This is a genomic window from Salinispora pacifica CNR114 (assembly GCF_000514775.1).
Taxonomy (GTDB): domain Bacteria; phylum Actinomycetota; class Actinomycetes; order Mycobacteriales; family Micromonosporaceae; genus Micromonospora; species Micromonospora pacifica.
This window is the reverse complement of record NZ_AZWO01000008.1, coordinates 105,352-130,943: the sequence shown is the minus strand read 5'-3', so window position 1 is coordinate 130,943 and position 25,592 is coordinate 105,352. Positions and strand designations below refer to the sequence as shown.

21 protein-coding genes and 1 pseudogene are annotated in these 25,592 nt (G+C 70.5%); 6 read left to right on the top strand and 16 right to left on the bottom strand.

Annotated elements, in window-relative coordinates; all coding sequences use genetic code 11:
* Window positions 1-230: 230 nt before the first annotated feature.
* The 12 genes and pseudogenes from B118_RS0107225 to B118_RS0107170 all read right to left on the bottom strand — a co-directional run bounded on the left by B118_RS0107225 (window position 231) and on the right by B118_RS0107170 (window position 14,646).
* Window positions 231-932 (bottom strand): ComF family protein, encoded by a 702-nt coding sequence (locus tag B118_RS0107225; RefSeq protein ID WP_018221028.1) that lies wholly within the window; start codon window positions 930-932, stop codon window positions 231-233.
* 6 nt (window positions 933-938) lie between these two features.
* Window positions 939-2,708, bottom strand: coding sequence for an LpqB family beta-propeller domain-containing protein (locus tag B118_RS0107220; protein ID WP_018221029.1), 1,770 nt, complete (start codon window positions 2,706-2,708; stop codon window positions 939-941).
* Window positions 2,705-4,456: an MtrAB system histidine kinase MtrB gene (gene mtrB / locus B118_RS0107215; RefSeq protein WP_018221030.1), complete on the bottom strand. Its 1,752-nt coding sequence runs from the start codon at window positions 4,454-4,456 to the stop codon at window positions 2,705-2,707. Before mtrB ends, B118_RS0107220 begins: the two co-directional genes overlap by 4 nt.
* A 12-nt stretch (window positions 4,457-4,468) precedes the next feature.
* Complete coding sequence (gene mtrA / locus B118_RS0107210) at window positions 4,469-5,158, bottom strand: MtrAB system response regulator MtrA (protein ID WP_011904877.1); 690 nt, start codon at window positions 5,156-5,158, stop codon at window positions 4,469-4,471.
* A gap of 355 nt (window positions 5,159-5,513) precedes the next feature.
* Window positions 5,514-7,004, bottom strand: a complete 1,491-nt coding sequence (gene ahcY, locus B118_RS0107205) for an adenosylhomocysteinase (RefSeq protein WP_018810787.1) — start codon at window positions 7,002-7,004, stop codon at window positions 5,514-5,516.
* A 273-nt stretch (window positions 7,005-7,277) separates the two neighbouring features.
* The gene (manA, locus tag B118_RS0107200) at window positions 7,278-8,441 is read right to left on the bottom strand and encodes a mannose-6-phosphate isomerase, class I (protein WP_028192561.1); all 1,164 of its coding nucleotides are present in this window, start codon (window positions 8,439-8,441) and stop codon (window positions 7,278-7,280) included.
* A 3-nt stretch (window positions 8,442-8,444) separates the two neighbouring features.
* On the bottom strand, window positions 8,445-9,416 hold the full coding sequence (locus B118_RS0107195; RefSeq protein ID WP_018221033.1) for a cation diffusion facilitator family transporter: 972 nt from the start codon (window positions 9,414-9,416) through the stop codon (window positions 8,445-8,447).
* 43 nt (window positions 9,417-9,459) lie between these two features.
* Window positions 9,460-10,656, bottom strand: coding sequence for an SIS domain-containing protein (locus B118_RS0107190; protein WP_018810785.1), 1,197 nt, complete (start codon window positions 10,654-10,656; stop codon window positions 9,460-9,462).
* Window positions 10,653-10,838: a Trm112 family protein gene (locus B118_RS0107185; protein ID WP_018221035.1), complete on the bottom strand. Its 186-nt coding sequence runs from the start codon at window positions 10,836-10,838 to the stop codon at window positions 10,653-10,655. The genes B118_RS0107190 and B118_RS0107185 overlap by 4 nt, the downstream gene beginning before the upstream one ends.
* Window positions 10,839-10,898: 60 nt before the next feature.
* Window positions 10,899-12,284: a phosphomannomutase/phosphoglucomutase gene (locus B118_RS0107180; protein ID WP_018221036.1), complete on the bottom strand. Its 1,386-nt coding sequence runs from the start codon at window positions 12,282-12,284 to the stop codon at window positions 10,899-10,901.
* A gap of 111 nt (window positions 12,285-12,395) precedes the next feature.
* Window positions 12,396-13,074 (bottom strand): annotated as a pseudogene (locus B118_RS29970) (hypothetical protein); the annotation flags it as partial.
* Between the two features lie 132 nt (window positions 13,075-13,206).
* Window positions 13,207-14,646 (bottom strand): aldehyde dehydrogenase family protein, encoded by a 1,440-nt coding sequence (locus B118_RS0107170; RefSeq protein WP_028192559.1) that lies wholly within the window; start codon window positions 14,644-14,646, stop codon window positions 13,207-13,209.
* A 75-nt stretch (window positions 14,647-14,721) separates the two neighbouring features.
* On the opposite strand from B118_RS0107170, the gene B118_RS0107165 reads away from it, so the two are divergent.
* From B118_RS0107165 to B118_RS0107155, 3 genes are read left to right on the top strand one after another with little or no spacing between them, the layout of a single operon-like run.
* A complete protein-coding gene (locus B118_RS0107165; protein ID WP_018810782.1) occupies window positions 14,722-16,002 on the top strand; it encodes a GAF domain-containing protein in 1,281 nt (426 codons plus the stop codon).
* Window positions 16,003-16,043: 41 nt separating this feature from the next.
* Entirely contained in the window at window positions 16,044-17,549 is a 1,506-nt protein-coding gene (gene exaC / locus B118_RS0107160) for an acetaldehyde dehydrogenase ExaC (RefSeq protein ID WP_018221039.1), read from the top strand.
* Complete coding sequence (locus B118_RS0107155; RefSeq protein ID WP_018810781.1) at window positions 17,549-17,944, top strand: DUF779 domain-containing protein; 396 nt, start codon at window positions 17,549-17,551, stop codon at window positions 17,942-17,944. Before exaC ends, B118_RS0107155 begins: the two co-directional genes overlap by 1 nt.
* A 114-nt stretch (window positions 17,945-18,058) precedes the next feature.
* Here the strand turns inward: B118_RS0107155 and B118_RS0107150 are convergent, their stop codons facing one another.
* On the bottom strand, window positions 18,059-18,430 hold the full coding sequence (locus B118_RS0107150) for a DUF3499 domain-containing protein (RefSeq protein ID WP_026185399.1): 372 nt from the start codon (window positions 18,428-18,430) through the stop codon (window positions 18,059-18,061).
* Window positions 18,431-18,581: 151 nt separating this feature from the next.
* Here B118_RS0107150 and B118_RS0107145 point away from each other — a divergent pair, with 151 nt between their 5' ends.
* Complete coding sequence (locus B118_RS0107145) at window positions 18,582-19,031, top strand: metallopeptidase family protein (RefSeq protein WP_018810780.1); 450 nt, start codon at window positions 18,582-18,584, stop codon at window positions 19,029-19,031.
* An 80-nt stretch (window positions 19,032-19,111) separates the two neighbouring features.
* Here the strand turns inward: B118_RS0107145 and B118_RS0107140 are convergent, their stop codons facing one another.
* From B118_RS0107140 to B118_RS0107130, 3 genes are all read right to left on the bottom strand, one after another.
* A complete protein-coding gene (locus tag B118_RS0107140) occupies window positions 19,112-19,369 on the bottom strand; it encodes a WhiB family transcriptional regulator (RefSeq protein ID WP_018218664.1) in 258 nt (85 codons plus the stop codon).
* 622 nt (window positions 19,370-19,991) lie between these two features.
* Window positions 19,992-22,502: a bifunctional FO biosynthesis protein CofGH gene (locus tag B118_RS0107135; protein ID WP_026185400.1), complete on the bottom strand. Its 2,511-nt coding sequence runs from the start codon at window positions 22,500-22,502 to the stop codon at window positions 19,992-19,994.
* An 89-nt stretch (window positions 22,503-22,591) separates the two neighbouring features.
* The gene (locus tag B118_RS0107130; protein ID WP_028192558.1) at window positions 22,592-23,419 is read right to left on the bottom strand and encodes a hypothetical protein; all 828 of its coding nucleotides are present in this window, start codon (window positions 23,417-23,419) and stop codon (window positions 22,592-22,594) included.
* Window positions 23,420-23,518: 99 nt separating this feature from the next.
* Here B118_RS0107130 and cofD point away from each other — a divergent pair, with 99 nt between their 5' ends.
* Window positions 23,519-24,466 (top strand): 2-phospho-L-lactate transferase, encoded by a 948-nt coding sequence (gene cofD / locus B118_RS0107125; protein ID WP_028192557.1) that lies wholly within the window; start codon window positions 23,519-23,521, stop codon window positions 24,464-24,466.
* Entirely contained in the window at window positions 24,463-25,551 is a 1,089-nt protein-coding gene (locus B118_RS0107120) for a coenzyme F420-0:L-glutamate ligase (protein WP_027657926.1), read from the top strand. The genes cofD and B118_RS0107120 overlap by 4 nt, the downstream gene beginning before the upstream one ends.
* Window positions 25,552-25,592: the final 41 nt, after the last annotated feature.

Below are 25,592 nucleotides of genomic sequence, written 5' to 3'. Positions count from 1 at the left end.
CGGATGGTCGTTACTGCGGTACCCCGGTCGCGCCCTCGGGACGGTCCCACTCTCAGCGTCGACCGGTCAGTGCGGCTACGCCTCCCTTCACCGCCGGGAGGTGGGAGAACTCCTACTTCCCCCGACAGCAGAACGCTAACTCCTGTTCGGCCGACCGTCACCCCTGGTTTTCAGGACAGTCCAGGATTTTTCGTGAATCGTTCACCAGGGGAGAAGAAAATTACGGCCGGTTACCGGCGCCTCCGCTCGGTCGCCGCAAGCACCGCCGCAACCGAGGGCACCCGGCCAGTCGCGGTCAGCACCCGGCTCACCGCGGCGAGCGTCGAGCCGGTGGTGACGATGTCGTCCACGACAACCAGCGCCGCACCCGCCGACATCGGCCGCCACCGGCGCCGGGTCCGAAACGCCGCGGCGGCCGACGCCGCCCGGCCCGCGCTGTCCAACGTCACCGAGTCCGGCCGGGGCAGCGCCCGCACCGCGGAACGGACCTCGACCGGCCAGCCGGCCCGCCGCAACCGGTCCGCGCAGTGCCGGGCCAACCGGCTGAGGTGATCGCCGTACCGGGCCCGCGCCGCAGCCGGGGTGTCGGGCACCGGCACCAACAACACCGGGCGCACCGGGCCGACCGCGACCGCCACCACCTCGGCGAGCAGCGCGCCCAACGGCCGAGCCAGCCCGTGCCGGCCATGGTCCTTGTAGGCGAGCAGCACCTCGCGCAGCGGGCCCGTGTAGGGGCCGAGTGCCACGCAGGGCGGCAGCCCCTCCGGAGCCGGTGTCGGGCGTACCGGCCGCGGACGCAGGTCGCCCAGCGCCGCGACGCACTCCGGGCAGACACCGTGCCGCAGCCCGGGTCGCCGGTCCCGACATCCGGCGCACTCCACCGGCAGCACCAGTGCGCCGAGGTCCTGGACGACTTGACCGAGGCCCCGCATCACTGATCAGAAGAGCAGGAGGGGCGCGGACGGGTCGCTGGTCTGCGCGTCGTTCGGCGTGAGGTCCCGTACCTGGTCCGGGGTGATCCGCTTGAACGGAAAGCCCTGGTACGCCACATCGTTGGCCTCATACATCACCATGCCGTACGGGGCCTCCGGATGCGCCGGGTACGCCGCCAGATGCGTCACGATGGCGCCGGTGACATGCAGCTTGGTCTCCCGGGACCCATCCACTCCGACCTCGTAGAGCACTCGTTTGCCGCCCTTCGAACCGGCCACCACCAGACTGTTCTCGCCGTACCAGTCGACTGCGGTGAGCCCGCTGAGGGAGGTGTGGGTCCGGCGGGGCGGCCCGACGGCGAGGGTGTCCCCATCGTGGCTCACCGCGGCCAGGTAGAGCTCACCTTCGCTGACGATCGCGAGTCGATGTCCCTCCAGGGCACCGGCCACCGCTGTCACGCCCCCGAGGCTCAGCTGCACCGGCTCCAGCTTGGCCGCCTCGTCAAAGCGGTACAGCTGGCCATCGGCGACGACCAGGCCAACCGGCCGCTGCGGTTGCGCCGAACGCAGCCAGACCGGACGAGCCACCGTCTGGAACGTCTCCTGACTCACGGTGAACGAGGTGAGGGGGGCGGATCCGACCTCGACCGCGAGTCGCTGCCGCCCGTCCCCGGCATCAACCGCGAGTGCCGCGAGGATGCGTTGCCCGGAGTAGCTGATACCGGCCGAGAGCACCTTGTCGTTCGCGTCCGTCGTCACCGGCTCAGCTGTCGGGCCGAGGGATCGGATCGCCCCCTCGTAGACGCAGAAGGGCTCCGCGATGGGGTTGACCTGATACACCGGATTCAGCCTCCGGTGCTCCCCCACATCCTTGATGATCACCTGCGACTGGTTGCGGATCTTCAGCTCGAGCTGCCCGGTCAGCTCCGGCAGCGACCACACAAGCTGGGTGGCGAGCAGATTCAGCCAGGTTCTGTCCGTACCGGCCATGTCGAGGTTGACCTCCCAGCGGTCGTCCGTCCGGGTGGCGTTGTTGATCAAATTGGTACCGTCTGGCAACCCGCTGATCGCCCGCTTCAGCCAGGTGGAGTGGCCACCGACCAGCCACCGAACGACCTCGCTGACCAGCCGGTCCTCGGGCACGGCGCGCGCCAGATAGCGCTGGTCCGGCACCAGGCGCAGCCGGTCCGAACTCCAGAAGTAGATCGTCCAGGGCGTGTAGTACTGCTGCAGCGCCTCGATGCTGAGCAGGAGCACGTTCGGTGGATTCGTCACATACCACTCAACGTCGTCCCCACCCTCCGGCGCGAACGGGCGCAGGCCGAATTCGTACGTCGCCGGGGTGGCCTCCGGTGGCGCCAGCACCCCGTCGGCGGTCAGCTGCCCGACCTGCTGCACCGTGAGGGTGACCTGGATCTCCTCCGGCCCGGGGACGATCACCGGCTCCTCCAGCAGCCGCACCACGGTCAGCGCGACCTCGCTCCCCTCTTTCCGCGGCAACCGGGCTCGATCCTCGGGAACGACGAACTCACTAACCCGGTCGTACGCCCCACCCGGCTCCCCGGCTGCGGCGGCGAGGAAGTTGTCGACGAACTCTTCCCGGCGGTCGGCCGCGGTACGAGACGGCGGCTCGTGCCTGCCCCCGCTGCTCGCGCCCGTCTCGGCCGCCGGACCGGGGCCCTCGATGCGCACCTCGGTCTCCCCCGGGATCCCGCAACCGGCCGCGGTGACGAGGAGAACGCCACCGAGTAGGCCGGCGAGCACCTGGCGGCTCACGGCCGGGCCTCCGCGCCATCGGTCGGTGCGGGACCGACCGCCAGCGCCCCCGCGCTGCCCGGACCAATGGCGAGCAGGCCGCCCTCGCGTGGGCCACCACACGGCAGCCGCACGTCGGCGGGAACCAGTCGCAGCGGCGAGGAGGTCAGCCGGTCGCCGGCCCGCGCCGGCAGGGTGAGCCGGAACTGGGCCCCCTGCCCTGGCGCGCCCCACGCCTCCAGCCACCCGCGGTGCAGCCGAGCGTCCTCCAGGCTGATCGACAGGCCCAACCCGGTGCCCCCGGTCTGTCGGGCCCGCGACGGGTCGGCCCGCCAGAACCGGTTGAAAATCAACTTCTCCTCCCCGGGTTTGAGCCCCAACCCACGGTCGCGCACAGTGACCGCCACCGCGGTGTCGTCCACTCCCAGGGTGATGCGCACCGGTTTACCCTCGCCGTGCTCGACGGCGTTGCCGACCAGGTTCCGCAGCACCCGCTCGACGCGACGCGGGTCGACCTCGGCGATGACCGGGTTACCCGGCAGATCCAGCTCGACAGTGACCCCGACCCGCTCGGCGAGGCCGGCCAGCCGACCCACCACCCGGTGTACGACCGGCACCAGGTCGGTGGGTTCGGCGTCCAGCGCGGCGAAGCCGGCGTCGAATCGACTGATCTCCAGCAGGTCGGTCAGCAGTTCCTCGAACCGGTCCAGCTCCGTCTGGAGCAACTCGGCGCTCCGGGCCACGGCCGGGTCGAACTCATCCCGCTCAGCGAAGATCAGGTCTGCGGCCATCCGGACCGTGGTCAACGGAGTCCGCAGCTCGTGCGAGACATCCGAGGTGAAGCGGCGTTGCAGCCGCGACATCTCCTCCAACCGGAGGATCTGCCGTTGCAGGTTGGTCGCCATCTGGTTGAAGGACTCGGCGAGCAGCGCCAGATCGTCCTCGCCGTTTACCGCCATCCGCTGGTCGAGCAGGCCGGCGGAGAGGCGTTGCGCGGTCCGGGCGGCCACCCGGACCGGCGTCACCACCAGCCGGGTCACCAGGGCGGCGAGCAGCCCAAGCAGCACTACCAGGGCGACACCGGTCCCGACCACGGTCGCCCGGGCGTCGGCGGCGGTCTCGTCCTGCCGGGTCAACGGAACGAGGTAGTAGAGCTCGACCTGACCGAACTGGGTCGGCACCGGCGAGCCGTAGGCCAGATACTTCGTATCGGTCTCACCGAGTCGGCCGGTGCTGATCTGACTGGCGACCTCACCCGCGGCGACGGTGGCGCGCAGCTCCGGGCTGATCAACGAACCGAAGTTGTTCACCGCCGGGGCGGTTCGGGGTTGGATCACTCCCTCGGCGTTGTCCGCGATCAGGGCGACCACCACCCCGGTCGCCTGCTGGGGGCCGCCGCCGGCCAGGTAGTTCACCGTCCCGTCAACGGTCTCCTGGAACTGCGCCTCTTCTGGCTTGTGGTAGAGCCCGAGCTGTTTGGCCGCGTACGCCGCACCGCTGTTCAGCCGGTCCTGCACATCGGCTTCGGCGTTCTCCAGCAGGATGTTAGTGATCTTGTCTGCGATGAGGTAGGCGAAGCCACCAACCAGCAGGCTGGAGGCGAGGAGCGTGATGGTTACCACCCGCACCTGCAACGAGCGCCGCCAGCCCTGGTGCAGCCCGCTGGCCAGCCGGGCACCCCACCCGCCCACGGCACGCCACAGCTCCCCGGCGCCGAGGCGGCGCGGGGAGCCGTTCGTGGTGGGGTCGGAAACCAGGGAGTTGGCCACAGTGTGGCCAGGTTATCCGGTACCCGCCTTGTAGCCCACGCCGCGCACGGTGAGGATGATTTCCGGGCGCTCCGGATCTGGCTCGATCTTGGCCCGGAGCCGCTGGACATGCACGTTGACCAGGCGGGTGTCGGCAGCGTGCCGGTATCCCCAGACCTGCTCCAACAAGACCTCCCGGGTGAAGACCTGCCGTGGCTTGCGGGCGAGCGCGACCAGTAGGTCGAACTCCAACGGCGTCAGCTTCACCTCCTCGCCGTTCCGGCTTACGGTATGCGCCGGCACGTCAATGGTGATCTGGTTGCCCGGGGGACCAATGGTGAGCAGTTCGGGGGCGGCATCCTCGCCCCGGCGTAGCCGGGCCCGCATCCGGGCCACCAGTTCCTTCGGCTTGAAGGGCTTCACCACGTAGTCGTCCGCCCCGGACTCCAACCCCAGGACGACATCAACCGTGTCGCTCTTGGCAGTCAGCATGACGATCGGTACACCCGACTCACCCCGGATCGACCGGGCCACGTCAATGCCACTCATGCCCGGCAGCATGAGGTCGAGCAGCACGATGTCCGGCCGGTTCTCCCGGAACGCAGCCAGGGCACGTTCGCCGTCGGCAACGAACGAAGGCAGGAAGCCCTCGCTGCGCAGGACAATGCCCAGCATCTCGGCGAGGGCGGGGTCGTCGTCAACCACCAGTACCCGAGCTCTCATGGGATTAATCTTCCATCCCCATCTCCGTCATGGGATCCACGTCCGCCTCCGTGGCGGGATCCACGTCCGCTGGCACCGATGCCGTCGGCCGCCGTTACCCAGCACCCTGCGGCCCGGACGTCACCGTCGGCCGCGCGGTCGGCTGATCGGACCAGCCTGCCACCATGATCCCTGGATGCGCCCACCGACGCCAGTACCGAACGTGTAATCCCGGTGCTCACCCGGCTGGCGGCGGGTAGCCGAGCCCGCCCGGGAGGCGGCGAGAGCAGCGGCCGCCCCGGGCTGGCCGGCCCCCGCCCGGTCGGGCGGGGGCCGGCCAACACACGAGATAATTAACCGTGCCGGGCGTCGCGCCTCAGTAGCGGTAGTGGTCCGGCTTGAACGGACCCTCCTGCTGCACCCCGAGGTACGCCGCCTGCTCCTTCGTCAACGTTGACAGCCGCGCACCCAGCGCGTCCAGGTGCAGCCGCGCGACCTTCTCGTCCAGGTGCTTCGGCAGCACGTACACGCCCGTCGGGTACTCGTCGGTCTTCGTGAACAGCTCGATCTGAGCGATCGTCTGGTCGGCGAAGCTGTTGGACATCACGAACGACGGGTGGCCGGTCGCATTGCCCAGGTTCAGCAGCCGCCCCTCCGAGAGCACGATCACCGCGTGCCCGTCATCGAACCGCCACACATCCACCTGCGGCTTGATGTTCTCTCGCGTCACATCCGTCCGACGCGCCAGCCCCGCCATGTCGATCTCATTGTCGAAGTGCCCGATGTTACCGACGATCGCCTGGTGCTTCATCCGCGCCATGTGCTCGTTGGTAATCACATCGAAGCAACCGGTCGCCGTGATGAAGATATCGGCGGTCTCCACCACGTCTTCCACCGTGGCGACCTGGTAACCATCCATCGCCGCCTGGAGCGCACAGATCGGGTCGATCTCAGCCACCACCACGCGGGCTCCCTGGCCGCGCAGCGATTCCGCGCACCCCTTACCCACGTCGCCGTAGCCGATGACCACCGCGACCTTGCCACCGATCAACACATCGGTGGCCCGGTTGATCCCGTCGACCAACGAATGCCGACACCCGTACCGGTTGTCGAACTTGCTCTTCGTCACCGCGTCATTGACATTGATCGCCGGGAACAGCAGTGAGCCCGCCCGGTGCATCTCATACAGGCGATGCACACCCGTGGTCGTCTCCTCCGTCACGCCACGGATGCCGCTCGCCAACCGGGTCCACTTTCCGCTGTCGCGCTCCAGCGACCGACGCAGCAGGTCCAGGACCATGGTGAATTCTTCACTGTCATTGGCGCCCGCCGCCGGCACCGCACCGGCCCGCTCGAACTCCACGCCCTTGTGCACCAGCAGCGTGGCGTCGCCACCGTCGTCGAGGATCATGTTCGGACCCTCGTCACCCGGCCAGGTCAACGCCTGCTCGGTGCACCACCAGTACTCCTCCAGCGACTCGCCCTTCCAGGCGAAGACCGGCACACCCGCCGGCGCCTCCACGGAGCCCTCCGGACCCACCACCACCGCGGCAGCGGCATGATCCTGGGTGGAGAAGATGTTGCACGACGCCCATCGGACCCGTGCTCCCAACACGACCAACGTCTCGATCAACACGGCCGTCTGCACCGTCATGTGCAGTGAACCCGAAATCCGCGCACCAGCCAACGGCCGCGACTGCCCAAACTCCTGCCGAAGCGCCATCAGCCCCGGCATCTCATGCTCGGCGAGCCGAATCTCCTTGCGCCCAAACTCAGCAAGCGACAGGTCCGCAACCTTGTAGTCACCGTCGGAGACGGTGGTGGGCTGGGACGTCCCGCTGGCGGACGCCGGAAGGGTGCTGGTCATGAAGTACTCCTGTCGACGATGTGCAGCGCGATAAACACCTTACGCGCGCGTACCGGCCGACCGCGCCCCTCCCCGGACAGCGCACGAGGCGGCCGGCCCCGGGACGAACGCTCCGCCCCTGGTCCGACCGCCCCGCACATCCCCCCGGTTTGGTTCCCCACACGCCCCGCGACCGTCGTCGCGAGAACGCTGCGCTCAAAGAGTCGCACCGCCATCCCCGACAAGTCAAGCTATTCCGGAAAAATCGGACTTGTGAGTTGTTGGGGGTAAAGCTCAGCGCAACCCAGAGCTCGCCACGTACGCCTCACCCGTACCCGCGATCCGCAGGTCACCGGCGGCAGCCGGGCTCACCGCGGCCTGCCCCGGCCCCAGCTCCACCGACCCGGCACCGTCGTCCACGATGAGGGCGCCGGCACTGCAGAGCACCACCCGCGGCCCGACCAGCGGCACCGTAACCTCCGCCCGATCCGAGCCCACCTGGACCTGGTGCAACGCGAAGTCGTCCACCGGTACCGGCCAGCAGACCACACCCGGCGCGACCGGCACCGCCCGCACCACCGGATCGTCCAACACCTCGAACCGCAGTACCCGCAACAGTTCATCGACGTCGATCCGCTTCGGCGTCAGCCCCCCGCGCAGCACGTTGTCGCTCGCCGCCATGATCTCCACGCCGGTGCCGCGCAGGTACGCGTGCAGGTTCCCGGCCGGCATCCAGATCGCCTCCCCCGGCGCGATCCGCACCCAGTTGAGCAGCAGCGCCACCAGCACACCGGGATCACCCGGGTAGCTGTCGGCGAGCGACCGGGCCAGCCGCGCGTCCGGAGTGTCCAACGCCGCCGACGCCACCGCCGCCACCAGCCCAGCACGCTGCTCGGTGGGGAAGGTCAGCAGGAGACGCACCGCGTCGGCGAGACCCGCCGCGCCCGTCCGCAGGGCGGCCACCACCGGATCCAGCGACGGTACGCCGAAGGCGGCGAGCACCTCCGCGGACTCCGCCGGAGCGCGGAACCCGCAGAGCGCCTCCATCGGGGTCAGCGCCACCAGCAGCTCCGGCTTGTGGAACGGGTCAACGTAGTTGCGCTGCCCCGCCTCCCGGGCGGCATCAGCGGCGTGGCCGGCGTGGGCCTGCTCCGGATCGGGATGAGCCTGAAGACTGAGCGGCGCGTCGGCGGCGAGGACCTTGAGCAGGAACGGCAGCCGAACGCCGAACCGATCAACGACCTGCTGGCCCAGCCAGTGCCCCGGTTCGGCCGACAACAACTCGACCAGACTGACCCGGGCCCCGTCCCGGTCCACGCTGGCCGGTGCGCCGGGATGCGCACCCAACCACAGCTCCGCCTCCGGCTCCGGACTCGGCGTGGGCCGCCCCTGAAGGGTGGCGATCGCCGAGCGAGAGCCCCAGGCATAGTTTCGGATCGGCCCGTACAACAATTCCATGGGTCAACCCCCAGACAGCCCGACGTTCTCGCCGGGTTCACTTACGGTCCGCTCAACACCAGACGCGACAAAGACGTCCGGCTCCAGATAGATCACGCGAGCGATCGGCACGGCGGCGCGGACCCTTGCCTCCACCGCGTTGATATCCCGAGCCAGCTCCTCGGCACTGCCGACCGCGGTAACGGCGATCTTCGCCGCCACCATGAGCTCCTCGGGGCCGAGATAGAGCGTCTTCATGTGGATGATTCGCTCCACCTCGCGACCGGCGGTCATCGCCTGCTCGATTGCCTGGACCTCATGCTCCTCGGCGCCCTCGCCGAGGAGCAGGCTCTTGGTCTCGATGGCGAGGATGACCGCGATCACCACCAGCAGGACACCGATCATCGCGGTACCGGCGGCGTCCCACCGGCCATCGTTGGTGACCAGGGTCATGCCGACCCCGAAGAGCGCGAAGATCAGACCGACCAGCGCACCCAGGTCCTCCAGGAGCACCACCGGCAGCTCGGGCGCCTTCGCCCGCCGGACGAACCGCACCCAGGACTGCTTTCCCCGGACCCGGTTCGATTCCTGGATCGCGGTCCGAAAGGAGAACGTCTCCATGACGATAGCGCTCACCAGGACAACGACCGGAACCCACTGCCAGCTTTCGATACCCTCCGGGTGCGACCACTTGTGGTACGCCTCGTACAGAGCGAAAAGACCACCAACGCTGAACAGCACGATGGCCACGATGAACGCATAGATGTAGCGTTCCCGGCCGTACCCGAACGGGTGCTGTGGGGTGGCGGCACGCTTTGCCCGCCGCCCGCCGAGCAGCAGCAGGCCCTGATTGCCGGCGTCCGCGACCGAGTGGATCGATTCGGCCAACATCGACGACGAGCCGGTCAGCAGGAATGCGACGAACTTTGTTACCGCGATACCCGTGTTGGCCAACAGCGCGGCGATGATTGCCCGGGTCCCGCCACCGGCGCTCACGTCCCGGCCCCGCTTCGCTGGGCCGTGGCGACCCTACCTACGCTCACTGATTGGCCAATTCCTTCATTTCGGTGACCGCGGGAACGGCCATCGGATCCAGTCCGTGCGCCAGGGCGAGATAGATCGAGGCGAAGTCTGGCACCGCGACCAGCGAGGCGAGCCGTTCCAGCGCCGATCCGCCTTCGGCGGTGATCACGTCAACGCGCACCCCCCGCCGCTCGGCGAGGGTCTGGACCGCGTCGGCACGCCGCTCCTCCACCGCGAGCGGCTCGTCGGCGTCGTCTTCCGGGTTGAGACCGCCGTCGCGCAGCAGCACCAGCCGCAGCCGAGTCCCCACCGCCGCCGTCAGGTCAGGATCGGCGAAGATGTCCCGTTCTCCCTCAACCAACCCGCCGAAGACCCCGTCGAGTAGGCCGACCCGGCCGCGCCCGGCCTCGCCGAGCGCCCCGGAGACAACCGGGTACCGGGCATTCGCCGAAAGCGTGTCGCCGAAGCGGCGGGCCGCGACGGTGGCCAGGGGCGACGACCCCCAGACGATCGGAATCGAGCCGGCCAGACCCAGCGCGAGGGACTTGGCCGGATTGACGAAAGACTCTGCGGACGGCCGACACCGGTCAGCCTCGGCGTCCAGGCGGGCGGCGGTCTCCGCCAGATCCGCCTCGTTGACCTTGACCAGACCGAGCATCCGGGCAGCCAGCAGCACCGGCACGGTCAGCGCCCAGAGACTCGCTCGTGCCGGGGCCCGTCGGGGTACCGGGATGAACGGCGCTCGGGCCCGCTCCGCGACCGACTGTAGCCGGGAATCCGGGGCACCGACCGCGACCAGGCGGGCACCCCGCCGGTGAGCCGCCTCGGCCGCACCGAGCGCCTCCGGGCTACGGCCGGAGGCGCTGACCGCGATCACCACATCGGCGGCGCCCACCCAGCCGGGCACGCCGGCACTGCGATGTGGGATCACCGGCACCGGGCAACGTGGCCCGGCGACCGTCGCCAGCACGTCACCGGTCCGCCCGGCCGTGCCGATGCCCGCGATCACCACCGCGCGCGGACGGCCCTCGTCGGCCAGCACCGACAGGTTGGCCTCGGCGGCGAGGGCGGCCGACTCGCGGACCTGTGCCCCACCGGATGCGATATGCCGCAGCATCCCACCGGGGTCCCGCTCGGCGAGCGCGTTCCGATCGTCCAGCCGGGCCTCGTCGACGTCCCGGTGGCCACTGACGCCAGCCGTACCGTCGATCACGACCGCTCCGCCGGGCCGCCGCGCGCCTCATCCAGTAGGAGCACCGGCACATCGTCGCGGACCTCGAAGATCCGGCCGCACTCGGTACAGGTGAGCGTCTGCGCCCCGGCGTCATAGTCGAGTGGGGCGTGATGTGTGTCCGGGCAGGCGAGAATATCCAGCAACTGCGGATCCAGGGCCACGGCGCGGCTCCTTCCACCTCTGGGTTACCGGTCGGTGGCGCCGACCGGGCGCACGGGATCTTATCGGCGAACCCGGTCGAGCACCGCATCGCGGAGCGAGGCCATGCGTTCCCGGGTCGGGGCTTCGACGTTGAGTCGCAGCAACGGTTCGGTGTTGGAGGCCCGTAGGTTGAACCAGGCGCGGTCGGCGAAACGCAGAGTGAGGCCGTCGGTCTCGTCAACCTCCGCGTCCGGGTACGCGGCCCGCACCTCAGCCACCCGCGCCGCCTGGTCTTCGACGGTCGAGTTGATCTCACCGGAGGCGACGTACCGCTCGTACTCTCCGGCCAGCACCGACAACGGCAACGACTGCTCACCCAGCGCCGCCAGGGTGTGCATCGCGGCGAGCATCCCGGTGTCGGCGAACCAGAAGTCCCGAAAGTAGTAGTGCGCGGAGTGCTCGCCGCCGAAGATGGCGTTGGTCCGGGCCATCTCGGCCTTGATGAACGAGTGCCCGACCCGGGACCGGACCGGTTGCCCACCGTTCTCCCGGATGATCTCCGGCACGGCAGCCGACGTGATCAGATTGTGGATAACCGTCGAGCCGGGGTGCTTGGCCAGCTCCCGCGCGGCGACCAGCGCGGTGATCGCCGACGGTGACACCGGCTCCCCACGCTCGTCGACCACAAAGCAGCGGTCCGCGTCGCCGTCGAAGGCCAGACCGATGTCCGCCCCCCCGGCCCGCACTGCCCGTTGCAGGTCGACCAGGTTCTTCGGGTCCAGCGGGTTCGCCTCGTGGTTGGGGAAGGTGCCGTCCAGCTCGAAGTAGAGCGGCACAATCTCGAGCGGCAACGCGGCCAGCGCGGCATCGCCGAGCACCGTCGGGACCGTGTAGCCGCCCATGCCGTTACCGGCATCCACCACGACCTTCAGCGGTCGAATCCGGGTCAGGTCAACCAGCTTGCGCAGGTACGCCGCGTAGTCCGCGAGTAGATCGCGCTGCTGGACCGGCGCGCTCGCCGCACCCACCGGCTGGGCCGCACCCTCGTCCAGCAGCGCCTGGGCCCGCGCCCGGATCTCGGCCAGGCCGCTGTCCTGCCCGATCGGACGCGCTCCCGAGCGGCACATCTTGATGCCGTTGTACTCGGCCGGATTGTGGCTCGCCGTGAACATCGCCCCCGGCAGGTCAAGCGACCCGGAGGCGTAGTACAGCATGTCGGTCGAGGCCAGGCCCAGCTCAATGACCCCCCGGCCGGCGCCCCGGACGCCGGTGGCGAAGGCCGCCGCGAGCCTGGGGCCGCTGTCCCGCATGTCGTGCGCGATCAGCACCGCGTCGCCGGGCTCCCCGCCGGTGTTGAGAACCTGGGCGAAGGCGGCGCCAAGTGCCTCCGCGACCTGCTCGTCCCACTGGTGCGGCACCACCCCACGCACGTCGTAGGCCTTCACGATCTGGGACAGGTCAGTCACCGTGCTCCGCTCCTCGCGCTGGCGGTCGTCAACGGCCTGAGCGTATCGGAGCGCGGACGATCGCTCCGGCCCAGCCGAAGAGCTGGCAGGACCCAGCTCAGTCCGGCAGCCCGGGATGAACCGGGTACGGTCGTCCGACGCCGGCGCGGCCGGCCCGCGCTGGCCGGGAACCGGGGGCACCGGCGGGGTGGTGGCCCCACCCGACACCGGCGGGGTGCCCGGTCCACCCGACACCGACGGAGGGCCCGGATAGGCCGTCCCACCCGACACCGGCGACGCGCTGTCGGGGTGGGCGCCGTAGCGCCCCGGGCGACCGCGACCATGGCCAGGCCGGCGTAGCGGAAGCCCGAACCGCCGGACGACCGAGCCGGGTGCCGCGCTGTCCGCGTCACCCCCGGATCGGCTACCGCGGCAACGGCCGTTGACGCCGCCGCAGTTGCGGCCTCCGTCGCCGCGACGGTCGGCGCCGGCGCGGCGCTGGACGTCGGGGCCACGGCGAGGCTACCGCCGGTCACCTTGGCGGCGTCGGAATCCCGACCGACTACCCGGCCGTCCGTGCTGACGGCCTCACCGACCACGGTGAGCTGCCCGTCCACCGTGTCCACCGCGAACGCCACCTCGTACCGCAGCGTGACGCGCCTGCCCTTGCAGAGCTGTGGGTTCTCTGGTGACGTCGCGGCGGTGGCCACCCCGCCCCGGCCGGCGGAGAGCCCCACCGGAAGCCACCTGCCCCGGCGTTGACCCGCACCCGCACCTGATCCGCCCGGAGGCCGTCGAGGTAGAGGGTGAGCTGCCGGGTTCGCCGGCCAGGCTACTACCGCGAACAACTGACGCTTGGCCCGCCGGCGTCCCGCGTCCCGGGGGCTGACGGCCCGACGCGGCCACGCCCGACCGGCGGCGGCCCGACCAAGCCGGCGCAGACCTAGCCGGCGGTATCGGTGAGGACCAAAACCCGGGGTTCGGTGTAGTCGTCCATCGCACTACGGACCCCCTCCCGCCCGACGCCGGAGGCCTTCACCCCGCCGTACGGCATCTGGTCGGCCCGGTACGACGGCACGTCCCCGACGATCACCCCACCCACCTCCAGCACCTGCCCGGCCCGGAACGCGGTGTCCAGCCGGTGGGTGAAAACGCCCGCCTGCAAGCCGTACGCCGAGTCGTTGACCGCGGCGAACGCGGCGTCGTCGGTGCTCGCCCGGGCGATCACCAGCACTGGTCCGAACACCTCCTCAACACTGACCTTGGCGTCCCTCGGCACCCCGGACAGCACCGTGGGCGGGAACGCGGCCCCGACCCGGCGCCCGCCGACCTCGACGGTGGCGCCCGCCGCGACCGCCTCGTCCACCCACTCCTCGACCCGGCGGGCGGCTGCCTCCGAGACCAGCGGACCGACCTCGGTCAGCTCGGACGAGGGATCACCCGTGCGCAACGCCCGCACCGCCGCGACCAGCCGGGGCAGGAATCCGTCGTAGAGCCACTCGTGCACGTAGACCCGCTGCACCGCGATGCAGGACTGGCCGGCCTGGTAGTTCGAGAACGTCGCGATCCGCTGCGCGGCGTGGGTCAGATCCTCCTCCGTGCTCCAGTCCTCGCAGATCACCACGGCCGCGTTGCCGCCCAGCTCCAGGGTGACGTGTTTCTCCGGTACCGAACGGCGGATAGCCGCGCCGACCGGGCCGGAGCCGGTGAACGACACCACCGGCAGCCGCGGGTCGGCGACGAGGCCGGCGGCCTGCTCGTTGGGGAGCGGCAGCACCGAGAACATGCCCTCCGGCAGGTCGGTCTCGGCCAGCAGCTCCCCGAGGAGCAGCGCGGACAGCGGAGTGGCCGGGGCCGGTTTGACGACGATCGGTGCGCCGACCGCGATCGCCGGCGCAACCTTATGCGCCACCAGGTTCAACGGAAAATTGAACGGGGAGATCCCCAGCACGGGGCCCCGTGGCGCCCGCCGGACCAGAGCCAACCGGCCGCCGGCGGCCGGGTCGGTATCCAGGCGCTGCAGCTCACCGGAGTAGCGCCGGGCCTCCTCGGCGGCCCACCGGAACGTCTCGACCGACCGCCCCACTTCGGCGCGTGCCCACCGCACCGGCTTGCCGTTCTCGGCGGTGATCAGTGCCGCCACCTCGTCGGCCCGCTCGGCGAGCCGCCGGGAGACATGCTCCAGAGCCGCCGCGCGCCGGTGGGCGGGGAGGGTCGCGGCCGTCGGGGCCACCGCGGCTGCCGCCGCGACGGCGGCCTCGACCTGGTCACCGGTGGCGAAGGTGGTCCGCCCGACAACATGGCCGTCGTACGGATGGCGCACGGTCAGCTCCTGCTCACCGTGGGCGGGGCGAGAGGCGACATAGAAGGCTACGGACTCCACATCTTGCAGCGTAGACGACACACCACTTGGCGATCCGGGATGAGCTGGGTCACGATGGGCGCCAGGAGGTCGCCGATGGCTGACCCGTGGCTCGCCCTGGAAATCGGCGTCGATCCGGCGGAGCGGATCGCGCAGGTGGGTGCCGCCCACACGGCCTTTCTCACCGGGGCGACGCCGCAGCGGGTGCGGGAGGTGGTACGCCGGTCGTGGGAACGGTCGATGCCACTGGACCCGGAGGGCACCCCGCCCGTTGACCTCGTTGACGACATGCTGGAGAGCTACCGGGCCGGGCACCCGCTGGCCCCGGTGCTGCCGATCTTCCGAGACCTGCTCGGTGGGATCGCCCAGGACGGCGCACACCTGATGGCGGTCTGCGACACCCACGGCCGGCTGCTCTGGGTGGAGGGGCACCCGGGGGTGCTGCGCCGAGCCGAACAGATGAACTTCGTGCCCGGGGCCCGCTGGGATGAGACGCACGCGGGCACCAACGCACCCGGCACCGCTCTCGCCTTGGACCACAGCGTGCAGATCTTCGCCACCGAGCACTTCAACCGCCGCGCCCAGCGCTGGACCTGTGCCGCCGCGCCGATCCATGATCCGGCCACCGGTCGAATGCTCGGGGCGGTCGACATCACCGGCGGTGATCACCTCGCCACTCCGCAGAGCCTGGCCCTGGTCCGGGCCACCGCCCGGGCCGCCGAGGCGTTCCTGGCCGGGATGACCCAGGTCGAGCCGGACGTGGTGCAGGTGACCGCGCTCGGCCGGGACGAGGCCCAGCTACGGGTTGGTGGCCGCCGGATTCGGCTGGGCCGGCGGCACAGCGAACTGCTGGTGTTGCTGGTGGAGCACCCGGAGGGGCGCACCGGGGAACAGCTCGCCCTCGATCTGTATGGCGAGGACCGGCTGCACCCCGTCACCCTCCGGGCCGAGCTGTCCCGGCTGCGCCGGGTACTCGGCCCAGAGTTGCTCGACTCCCGTCCGTACCGACTGCGCTGCCGGGTACGCGCCGACTTCCGTACCGTCACCGACCGGCTGGAACGGGGCGACCCGGCGGGTGGGATCGCCGCGTACTCCGGGAGCCTGTTGCCCGGCTCGGATGCGCCGGGAGTGGCCCGACTGCGCCGGCTGGTCGACGGGCAACTTCGTGCGGCCGTGTTGGCGGCCGCGGATCCGGCACTGCTCGTCTCCTGGACCGCGACCCCCGCCGGCACCGACGACCTGACCGCCTGGGAGGCCTTGGCGCAGGCACTGCCGCCGGGCGCCCCGCGTCGGCCGCTCGCCCTGGCGCGGGCCCGCCAGCTCGCCCGGGAGTACGGCGTCCCGCGTGCAACGTCGCTGCAACGTCGAGCTACCTAGGTTCGATGCCGTCCCACTCCTCGTTGACGGCGGAGGTACTCATGACGCGTTACGACACGCCCACCCACTGGCAGTCCCGCTACGACCACTTCATCGGTGGGGAGTACGTCAAGCCGCATGGCGGGCGATACTTCGAGAACCCGAGCCCCGTGACCGGGCAGCCCTTCTGCGAGGTGGCCCGGGGCACCGCCGAGGACGTGGAGCGGGCCCTCGACGCCGCGCACGGCGCCGCCGGGGCCTGGGGCCGTACCCCGGCCGCCGACCGCGCCCTGGTGCTCAACCAGGTCGCCGATCGGATGCAGGAGCACCTGCAGGCCCTGGCGATCGCGGAGACCTGGGAGAACGGCAAGCCGATCCGCGAGACACTCGCCGCCGACATCCCGCTCGCGATCGACCACTTCCGCTACTTCGCCGGCGTGATCCGGGCGCAGGAGGGCTCCCTCGCCGAAATCGACGATGACACCGTCGCGTACCACTTCCACGAGCCGCTCGGTGTGGTCGGGCAGATCATCCCGTGGAACTTCCCGCTGCTGATGGCGACCTGGAAGCTCGCCCCGGCACTCGCCGCCGGTAACGCGGTGGTACTCAAGCCCGCCGAGCAGACGCCCGCGTCGATCCACTATCTGCTGTCCCTGGTGGCTGACCTGCTGCCGCCGGGTGTGGTCAACGTCGTCAACGGTTTCGGGGTCGAGGCGGGCCGGCCGCTGGCCTCCTCGCCGCGGGTGGCCAAGGTGGCATTCACCGGCGAGACCACGACCGGGCGGCTGATCATGCAGTACGCCAGTGAGAACATCAAGCCGGTCACCCTGGAGCTGGGTGGCAAGAGTCCGAACATCTTCTTCGACGACGTCAGCGCCGCGTCGGACGACTTCCGCGACAAGGCGCTCGAGGGTTTCACCATGTTCGCCCTGAACCAGGGCGAGGTCTGCACCTGCCCGTCGCGGGCGCTGATCCAGCAGGGCCACTACGCCGACTTCCTGGCGGCGGCCGTCGCGCGAACCCGGGAGATCAGGCCGGGGCACCCGTTGGACAGCACGACCATGGTCGGCGCGCAGGCGTCCAACGACCAACTCGAGAAGATTCTTTCCTATCTGGACATCGGCCGGCAGGAAGGCGCCCGGGTGCTGACCGGTGGGGCACGGGCGCAGCTGGACGGCGAGCTCGCCGGTGGGTACTACGTCGAGCCAACGATTTTCGAGGGCAGCAACTCGATGCGAATCTTCCAGGAGGAGATCTTCGGCCCGGTGGTGTCGGTGACCTCCTTCGCCGACCTCGACGACGCGGTAAAGATCGCCAACGACACCCTGTACGGACTCGGTGCCGGCGTCTGGACTCGGGACATCAACACGGCGTACCGGGCAGGACGGGCTATCCAGGCAGGCCGCGTCTGGACCAACTGCTACCACGCGTACCCCGCACACGCCGCGTTCGGCGGGTACAAGCAGTCCGGAATCGGCCGGGAGAACCACAAAATGATGCTGGACCACTACCAGCAAACCAAGAACCTGCTGGTCAGCTACGCCCCGAAGAAGTTGGGCTTCTTCTGATGCGCGACCTGGTAGCCGTGACCCCCGCAGCGGCCGAGCTGATCCGGTCGCTGCGGGGGCAGCACGGACCGCTGATGTTCCACCAGTCCGGTGGCTGCTGTGACGGCAGCGCACCCATGTGCTACCCCGCCGGCGAGTTCCGCACCGGCTCGTCGGACATTCGACTGGCCGCGCTGGTGGTGGACGGCGTGCCAGAGCCAGTCGAGTTCTGGATCTCGCGCGCCCAGTGGGACCTCTGGCAGCACACGAAGCTCACGATCGACGTCGTCCCCGGCCGGGGCAGCGGATTCTCCCTGGAGGCCCCGGAGGGCCTGCGTTTCCTCCTTCGCTCCACCCTTGCCCGCCGCGACAACGACCTGCCGGGCGGGCCAGGTCGCCCACGACAGACCGGGTGACGCTGCTGTCGGGCTGCCCCACCGGTACGACCGGATCAGCGGGACGCCGAAAGACGACACTCTCCATCCCCGGGGATGGTCTGGATCGCATCCGCCGACCGCCGGTGGCCGCGGTCAGTGACTGGGAGGAATCACGCGGAGGTGACCGCGACGCCCGGTGGATGGCGCCGCGGCCCCCGGGTCGGAGCCGCCCTCCGGGGGTCGAGGGGCTACCGGGCGGGCTGCCTCGCGGACCGCCTCGGCGAGAGCGACCAGGTCGTCGGTGGTGGGCGGCGGCGGCTCGAACTCCCCCTCGTGCCGGACGACATCCCAGCCCCGTGGCGCGGTCAGACTGCGCGCATGCGGCTCACAGAGGTCGTACGTGTGCGGCTCGGCGAAAGCAGCCAACGGCCCCACCACGGCGGTGGACTCGTGGTAGACATAGGTCAATGTGGCGACTGCTTGCCGGGGGCAGCCGTTTCGGGTGCAGCGCCGTGGTGACCTCACCGCGGCAGGGTATCTCCATTACCGGCTCCCGCGCACCGGTTCGCGACCCGACACGCCCGTCTTGGTGATCACATTTCAGCCGTTCGGATCCGGCGCGCCAGTGCGCCCCGGCTGCCGTGGGACAGCACCGACCGGAGACTACCCTGGGCGCATGGGAAGCCCGGAACACCGCCGCCCCGGTACCGGCCGACGCACCCGCCGCGACCGTCATGGACGTGGCCTGCGCGGCCGTCTGGTGCCGGCGACGGTGCCGCTGGCCCGAACAAAGGCCGAGGTCTTCGATGAACTGGTGCTGGACACGGTGGAGACCCTCGAACGGCGATTCGCCAAGGAACTGGCCGGCGTCGAGTTCGCGGTGGAGGATGTGCCGCCGGAGCTGAATGTCTACGACTCGGACGTGCTCGAGGACGGCGCGGTGCCCCTCGCCCGCCTGCTGCTGGGGCGACCGGGCCGGCAGGAGATGCCGCCACGGATCGTCCTCTACCGCCGGCCGCTCGAGTTTCGGGCGATGGACCGTGAGGACCTGGCCGACCTCGTCCACGACGTGATCATCGAACAGGTGGCGAACCTACTCGGAGCCGACCCGGATGAGTTGGCCTGAGCCCGGCGGCAGAAGCTGGACCGAGCGGGGCCACGGCGGCGGTCCGGGGCAGCCCCCACTACCCCGGATCCAACCTGTTGTCAGGCGGCACGCCGCTTGAGCCGGCGGCGCTCCCGCTCCGAGAGACCGCCCCAGATACCGAACCGTTCGTCGTGACCGAGCGCGTATTCGAGGCACTCGGTCTTGACCTCGCAGCGCGAGCAGATCCGCTTTGCCTCACGGGTCGAGCCGCCCTTCTCGGGGAAGAACGCCTCCGGATCGGTCTGCGAGCAGAGTGCCCGCTCCTGCCACTCCGGCTCGTTTCCGAGCAGGTCGGCCGCCTCGAGCTGGCCGTCCATTCAATGCCTCCTTGTCGCGCACCGGCGTCATCGCCGCTGCAACCCCCCACGCGAAAGGCGTGCTGTCCGTCCGGTACCGAAATGCAGTGCTTCGCGAACAACCCCAGTCAAATTACACGTGTGTCATTCGTGCGCCGTCAAGCCAAACTTGATATTGGGGTTGCCCTCCAAACCTCACCCGGTCCGGCCCATCCGGCCTCCCGGCCTCGCAACCTGCCCTACCGATTCAGACCCCCGCCGGGTAACGCCCGCCCCGGCGAGTTGCCGGAGTTTTCTCCGTGGCGCGGCACCGAACAGCCGTCCAGCCAGCCCACCGAACCGACTCGTTGATCTTGATGTCGCCAAGGCTATCCCGCTACCACCACGCCCGTCGCCCAGGGTGACCGAGGGGTGCAACCACCGCCCACATGGTGGACGCTCGATGAGACCGGGGATTAGGCATGACCAACAGTCAGGCCACCGAAACATCGTCCAGGCAAGGAAAAACAGAGATTTATCCATGATGGACAAAGGTCGAGTACGTCCGATATGGCCTCCCACTACGTGGAAGGAGGACCTACGGAGAACCCAGGCGGGCCACCGCCGGCCCCGGTTCCACGGCCGGCGGTGGGAAGGTCCGGCGCTATCCGGCCCGGTGGCCGTACGCGGTTGTTCGCTTACTCGCTGGCCGCCCGGCCGCTGCCGCAATCGCGATCAACTGCTCCTCGGTCCGGGCCGACCCGTTGCCGGAGCCCGCCATCCGGGAAATCGTCTCCTCCATCAGGGTGCCGCCCAGATCGTTGCAGCCACCGCGGAGCAACTCGGCGCTCCCCTCGTCCCCCAACTTCACCCACGAGCACTGGATGTTGTGGATCCGACCGTGCAGCAGCAGCCGGGACATCGCGTGTACCGCTCGATTCTCCCGCCAGGTAGGCCCTGGACGGGCGATCCCCGCCAGGTAGATCGGGGCGTTGGTGTGCACGAACGGCAGCGCGACAAACTCGGTGAAGCCACCCGTCCGGTCCTGCGTTTCGGCCAACACGCGGAAGTGGGTAAGCCACTGCGCGGGATGGTCAACGTGCCCGTACATCATCGTGGAGCTGGACCGAATTCCCAGCTCGTGGGCGGTGGTGACCACCTCGACCCAGGCGGCCGTCGGTAACTTGCCCTTGGTGAGAACCCAGCGCACCTCATCGTCGAGGATCTCGGCGGCGGTACCCGGGATGGTGTCCAGCCCGGCCTCCCGCAACTCGGTCAGCCACTCCCGGATGGAGACACCCGCCTTACCGGCCGCGGTAACGACCTCCATCGGGGAGAAGGCGTGCACATGCAGCCCCGGCACCCGGGTCTTGATCGCCCGCACCAGGTCGGCGTAGGCCGTCACCGGCAGTTTCGGGTCGATGCCCCCCTGGAGGCACACCTCGCTGGCTCCGGCCTGCCACGCCTGCTCAGCCCGGTCCGCGATCTGGTCAACCGAGAGCCGGTACGCGTCGGCGTCCCGCTCGCGCTGCGCGAAGGCGCAGAAGCGGCAGCCCACGTAGCAGACATTGGTGAAGTTGATGTTGCGGTTGACCACATAGGTGACCTCGTCGCCGACCGCGTCGTGGCGTACCTCGTCGGCGATTCGGCACAGCTGGTCCAACGCCGGGCCATCCGCCGCGAAGAGCGCCAGCGCCGCAGCGGTCCGCTCGGGCTCCAGCAGCGCCGCCGGATCGTCGGCGGCGAGGCGTAGACCGGCCCGCAGGTCGTGGTCGCCGACCCCGGTGGTCGCTCCTGCGCCCACCCGGTCGGCCACCATCGACCAGTCGCCGTAGACCTGGTCGAAGTCGCCCCGCCGATCGGCGGTACGGCCAGTGGTGTCGATGGTGCTGTGCAGGTCGACCCGCCCGCCGTAGGCCTCGTCCGGCTCCTGCCACGGCCGTCCCGTCAGGCGGGCGGTGGGCACCGCCAGCCCGGTCTCCGGGTCCGCCAGGGCCGCAACGTGTGGCAGCAGGCGCGGGTCGAGCCACGGGTCACCGGCACGGATGTACTCCGGGTAGATCGTCAACCGCTCCTGCAGCGCGAATCCGGCCTGCTCGGTGCGGCGGGACAGCTCGTCGAGCTGCGGCCAGGGCCGCTCCGGGTTGACGTGGTCCGGGGTCAACGGCGAGACGCCGCCCCAGTCGTCGATGCCGGCACGCAGCAGCAGGTCGTACTCGCCCGCGATGAGGTTCGGTGGCGCCTGGAGGCGGGCCTGGGGACCGAGCAGCACCCGGGCCACCGCCACGGTGGCGGCGAGATCGTGCAGCTCCACGTCGGGCATCCCGCGCATCGCCGTATCCGGCTTGGCCCGAAAGTTCTGCACGATCACCTCCTGGAGGTGGCCGTACTCCCGGTGTGACCGACGAATCGCGAAGAGTGCATCGACCCGCTCGGCCGGGGTCTCCCCGATCCCGATGAGAACACCGGTGGTGAAGGGAACATTCACCCGACCCGCGTCCGCCAGCACCCGCAGCCGAACGGCCGGCTCCTTGTCCGGCGAGCCGTGGTGCGGGCCCCCCGGGGAGGACCACAGCCGGGTGGCGGTGGTCTCCAACATCATGCCCATGCTCGGCGCGACCGGTTTGAGCCGCTGTAGTTCAGACCAGCTGAGCACCCCCGGGTTGAGGTGTGGCAGCAGGCCCGTCTCCTCCAGCACGGCCACCGCGCAGGAGCGCAGGTAGTCCAGGGTCGAGTCGTAGCCGCGCTCGTCTAACCACTGACGCGCCGCCGGCCAGCGATCCTCCGGCCGGTCACCGAGAGTGAATAGCGCCTCCTTGCAGCCGAGCTCCGCGCCCTGCCGGGCGATCGCCAGCACCTCGTCGCGGTCGAGGAACGCCGCCGGCAGCCGGTGCGGCACCGTGGCGAAAGTGCAGTAGTGACACCGATCCCGGCAGAGTCGGGTGAGCGGAATGAAGACCTTCTTCGAGTACGTCACCACCCCCGGCCGCCCGGCCGCGCGCAGCCCCGCGTCCCGGATCGCTCCGGCGACCCGCAGCAACTCGTCCAGCGCGGTACCCCGGGCGCTCAGCAGTGCCGTCGCCTCGTCGGCGTCCAGCGCCCGCCCAGACGCCGCTCGACGTAGGGCCCGCCGCACACTCGCCTCGGTGGGGGCCGGCTCCGTGCGATCAACCATCCGCTCAGCGTAGGCGCTCCACCCGCCATCCCGCCCGGCCGGTTTGATCACTGGGTCGGCCAGAACGCCGTGGGCCGGCGCCGACGTGGTCAGTCGGGGCTGTCGGACGGATTGATCCGCCGGGTGCGGTCCTCGTCGTGAGACGGCGCCGGGGGCTCGACCGACTGACGGGGAATGGCCTGGTTCGGCTCCGCCGACGGCGGCTGTCCGAACGGCGGGGACGTCCCGGCGTGCGGCGCGGCCGGCTGGCCGTAGACCACACCGGGCTGGGGCGGAGCCGGCTGGGGCGAAGCCGGCCAGCCGGCTCCCTGACTCGGGCCGGACCAACCAGCCCCCTGGCCGGGCCAACCGGGCTGGCCGCCCGGCTGCCCACCCGGGGGCGGAGCCGGCCAGCCGGGCTGGGGAGCACCGTAAACCCCGGGCTGGGGAGCGCCGTAAACCCCGGGCTGGGGCTTGGGCTTGGGCACGTAGTAGAGCCGCCGCCAGATCCGATACACCATGAACCCGGCCGCCAGCAGCAGCCCCAGCCCGGCCAGCTGGCTCAGGAACCCAAGGAAGGCCTCGAGCAACACCGCCGACACCAGCCGGTCAACGGACCAGATCAGGAAGGTAAGGGTGCCGAAGAACGCGCTGAAGGCGTACTGGCCCAACGCCACCTGCGTGATCAGCTTCGCCCGGGGAAGCACCGGGTGCAGGTGTGTGGCGAGCAGGACCGCCAGCAACGGTAGGACGACCACCTCGATGCCCGTGAACGTGACGGCGGCGGAGGTGGCCGAGGTCATGAGCCGAAGCAGGCCGACAAAGAGGAGGAGGCCATTCGCGCCGAGGAGCACGAGCGCCACCGGCTCACGCAACGGCTGGGTCAGTTGACTGGCCGGCGTCGGCTCGGTGGACGCCGGTTCGACAGGGCTGGTCACGGTATCCCCCTACGAGCGGAAGCGGACAACTGCCGACGTGAGCCTAGTCTCTTGGGTGGCCCAACGCCCGAAGGCAGCAGGTAGGCGAGGATGGACGGCATGCGCATCGTGGTTCTGACCGGAGGAATCGGCGGCGCCCGTTTCCTCCTCGGGGTGCGGGCTTACGCCCGGGCGATCGGCGCCGAGGTGACCGCCGTGGTCAACGTCGGCGACGACCTGTATCTACACGGTCTGAAGGTCTGCCCGGACCTGGACAGTGTCATGTACACGTTGGGTGGGAGTGCCGACCCGGAGCGTGGCTGGGGACGCGTCGCGGAGAGTTGGACGGTGCGGGAGGAACTGGGCGCGTACGGGGCGGAGCCGGCCTGGTTTGGGTTGGGCGACCGAGATCTCGCCACCCACCTGGTCCGCACCACCAAGATCACTGCCGGCTACCCCCTGCACCAGGTCACCGCCGCGCTGGCCACCCGCTGGAAGCCCGGCGTGCACCTGCTGCCGGCGACCGACGACCGCCTGGAGACCCACGCGGTGGTCGACCTCGACGGCGGCCAGCGGGCGATCCACTTCCAGGAGTGGTGGGTACGGCACCGGGCCGAACTGCCCACGCACCGGTTCGTCTTCGTCGGCGCGGAGGACGCGAAGCCGGCGCCGGGAGTGACCGAGGCGATCGCCGCGGCGGACCTGGTGCTCATCGCACCGAGTAACCCGGTGGTGAGCATCGCCCCGATCCTGGCCGTGCCCGGGGTGCGGGACGCGATCGCGGTGGGCCCGGCCCCGGTGGTCGGAGTCTCCCCGATCATCGGCGCCGCACCGGTCCGCGGGATGGCCGACCGATGCCTGGCCGTGCTCGGCATCGAGTGCAGCGCCGCCGGGGTGGGCAGTCTCTATGGTGGACGGAACAGCGGTGGTCTGCTCGACGGCTGGCTGGTGGCCGAGGAGGACGCGGCGACGGTGGTGCCGGGGGTGACGGTCCACGCGGCGCCGTTGCGAATGACGGACGAGGCGGCGACCACGACGATGGTCCAGGCCGCGGTGGGGTTGATGTGAACCTGGAGATCATGCCGGTGCGCGGCATCGGCCACGTGTCCGAAGGCGACGACCTGGCCGCCATGATCGTCACGGCGGCGCCGTGGTTGCGTGACGGCGACATCCTGGTGGTGACGAGCAAGGTCGTCTCGAAGGCCGAGGGACGACTGGTGGACGTCCCAGCCGACGGGCCGGAGCGGCTCGCGGCCCGCGCGGAGGTCCTGGCGGCGGAGACCGCGCGGGTGGTCGCCGCCCGCGGCGCGACCCGGATCGTCCAAACCCATCACGGCTTCGTGATGGCCGCCGCGGGTATCGACGCCTCCAACGTCGACAAGACCCGGCTGGTGCTACTCCCGGTTGACCCGGACGCCTCCGCCCGGGCACTACGCGCCGCGCTCCGCCAGCGGTACGGCCTCGATGTGCCGGTCATCATCAGTGACACCATGGGCCGACCGTGGCGCAACGGGCTCACCGATGTCGCGCTCGGCGTCGCCGGCCTCGACGCCGTCCACGACCACCGGGGTGAGGTCGACCCGTACGGCAACGAGTTGGAACTCACCCAGATGGCGGTGATTGACGAACTGGCTGGCGCCGGCGAACTGGTCAAGGGCAAGTGCGACCAGGTGCCGGTCGCGGTCGTACGCGGCTACCCCGCCACCCCGCAGGCCGACGACGGCCCCGGGGCCAGAGCCCTGATCCGGGACTCGTCGTTGGACCTGTTCTCGCTCGGCACCGCCGAGGCGCGGGCCACCGGGCTGACCGAGGCGGCAACCCTGCCGAACCGCACCGGCGCGACATCACCCGACCCGGCCGCGATCGACCGGGCGATCGCCGTCGTCGGCGCGACGGCAGCCCCGGGCACGGTCTTCACCCACGTCACCGACCCGGCGACCCACGACCAACTGGCCGGGACGGTCCCGGGCTGGCCGGTCGCGGCGAGCACCCTGCTACTCGCCGCCCCGCCGACCCCGGTGGACCCGTTCGGGCTGGTCCGGTTCGGCGCGGACGTACACCGCCTGCGCGCCGCCCTGGCCGCCGAGGGCCTGCCGTCGACCCTGCTGCCGCCCCCACCCGGCACCTCCGCCACCGCGGCCCTGGCGCTCTAGGGTCGATGGCACCGGGTCGCGGGGCTGCCGCCCCGCGACCC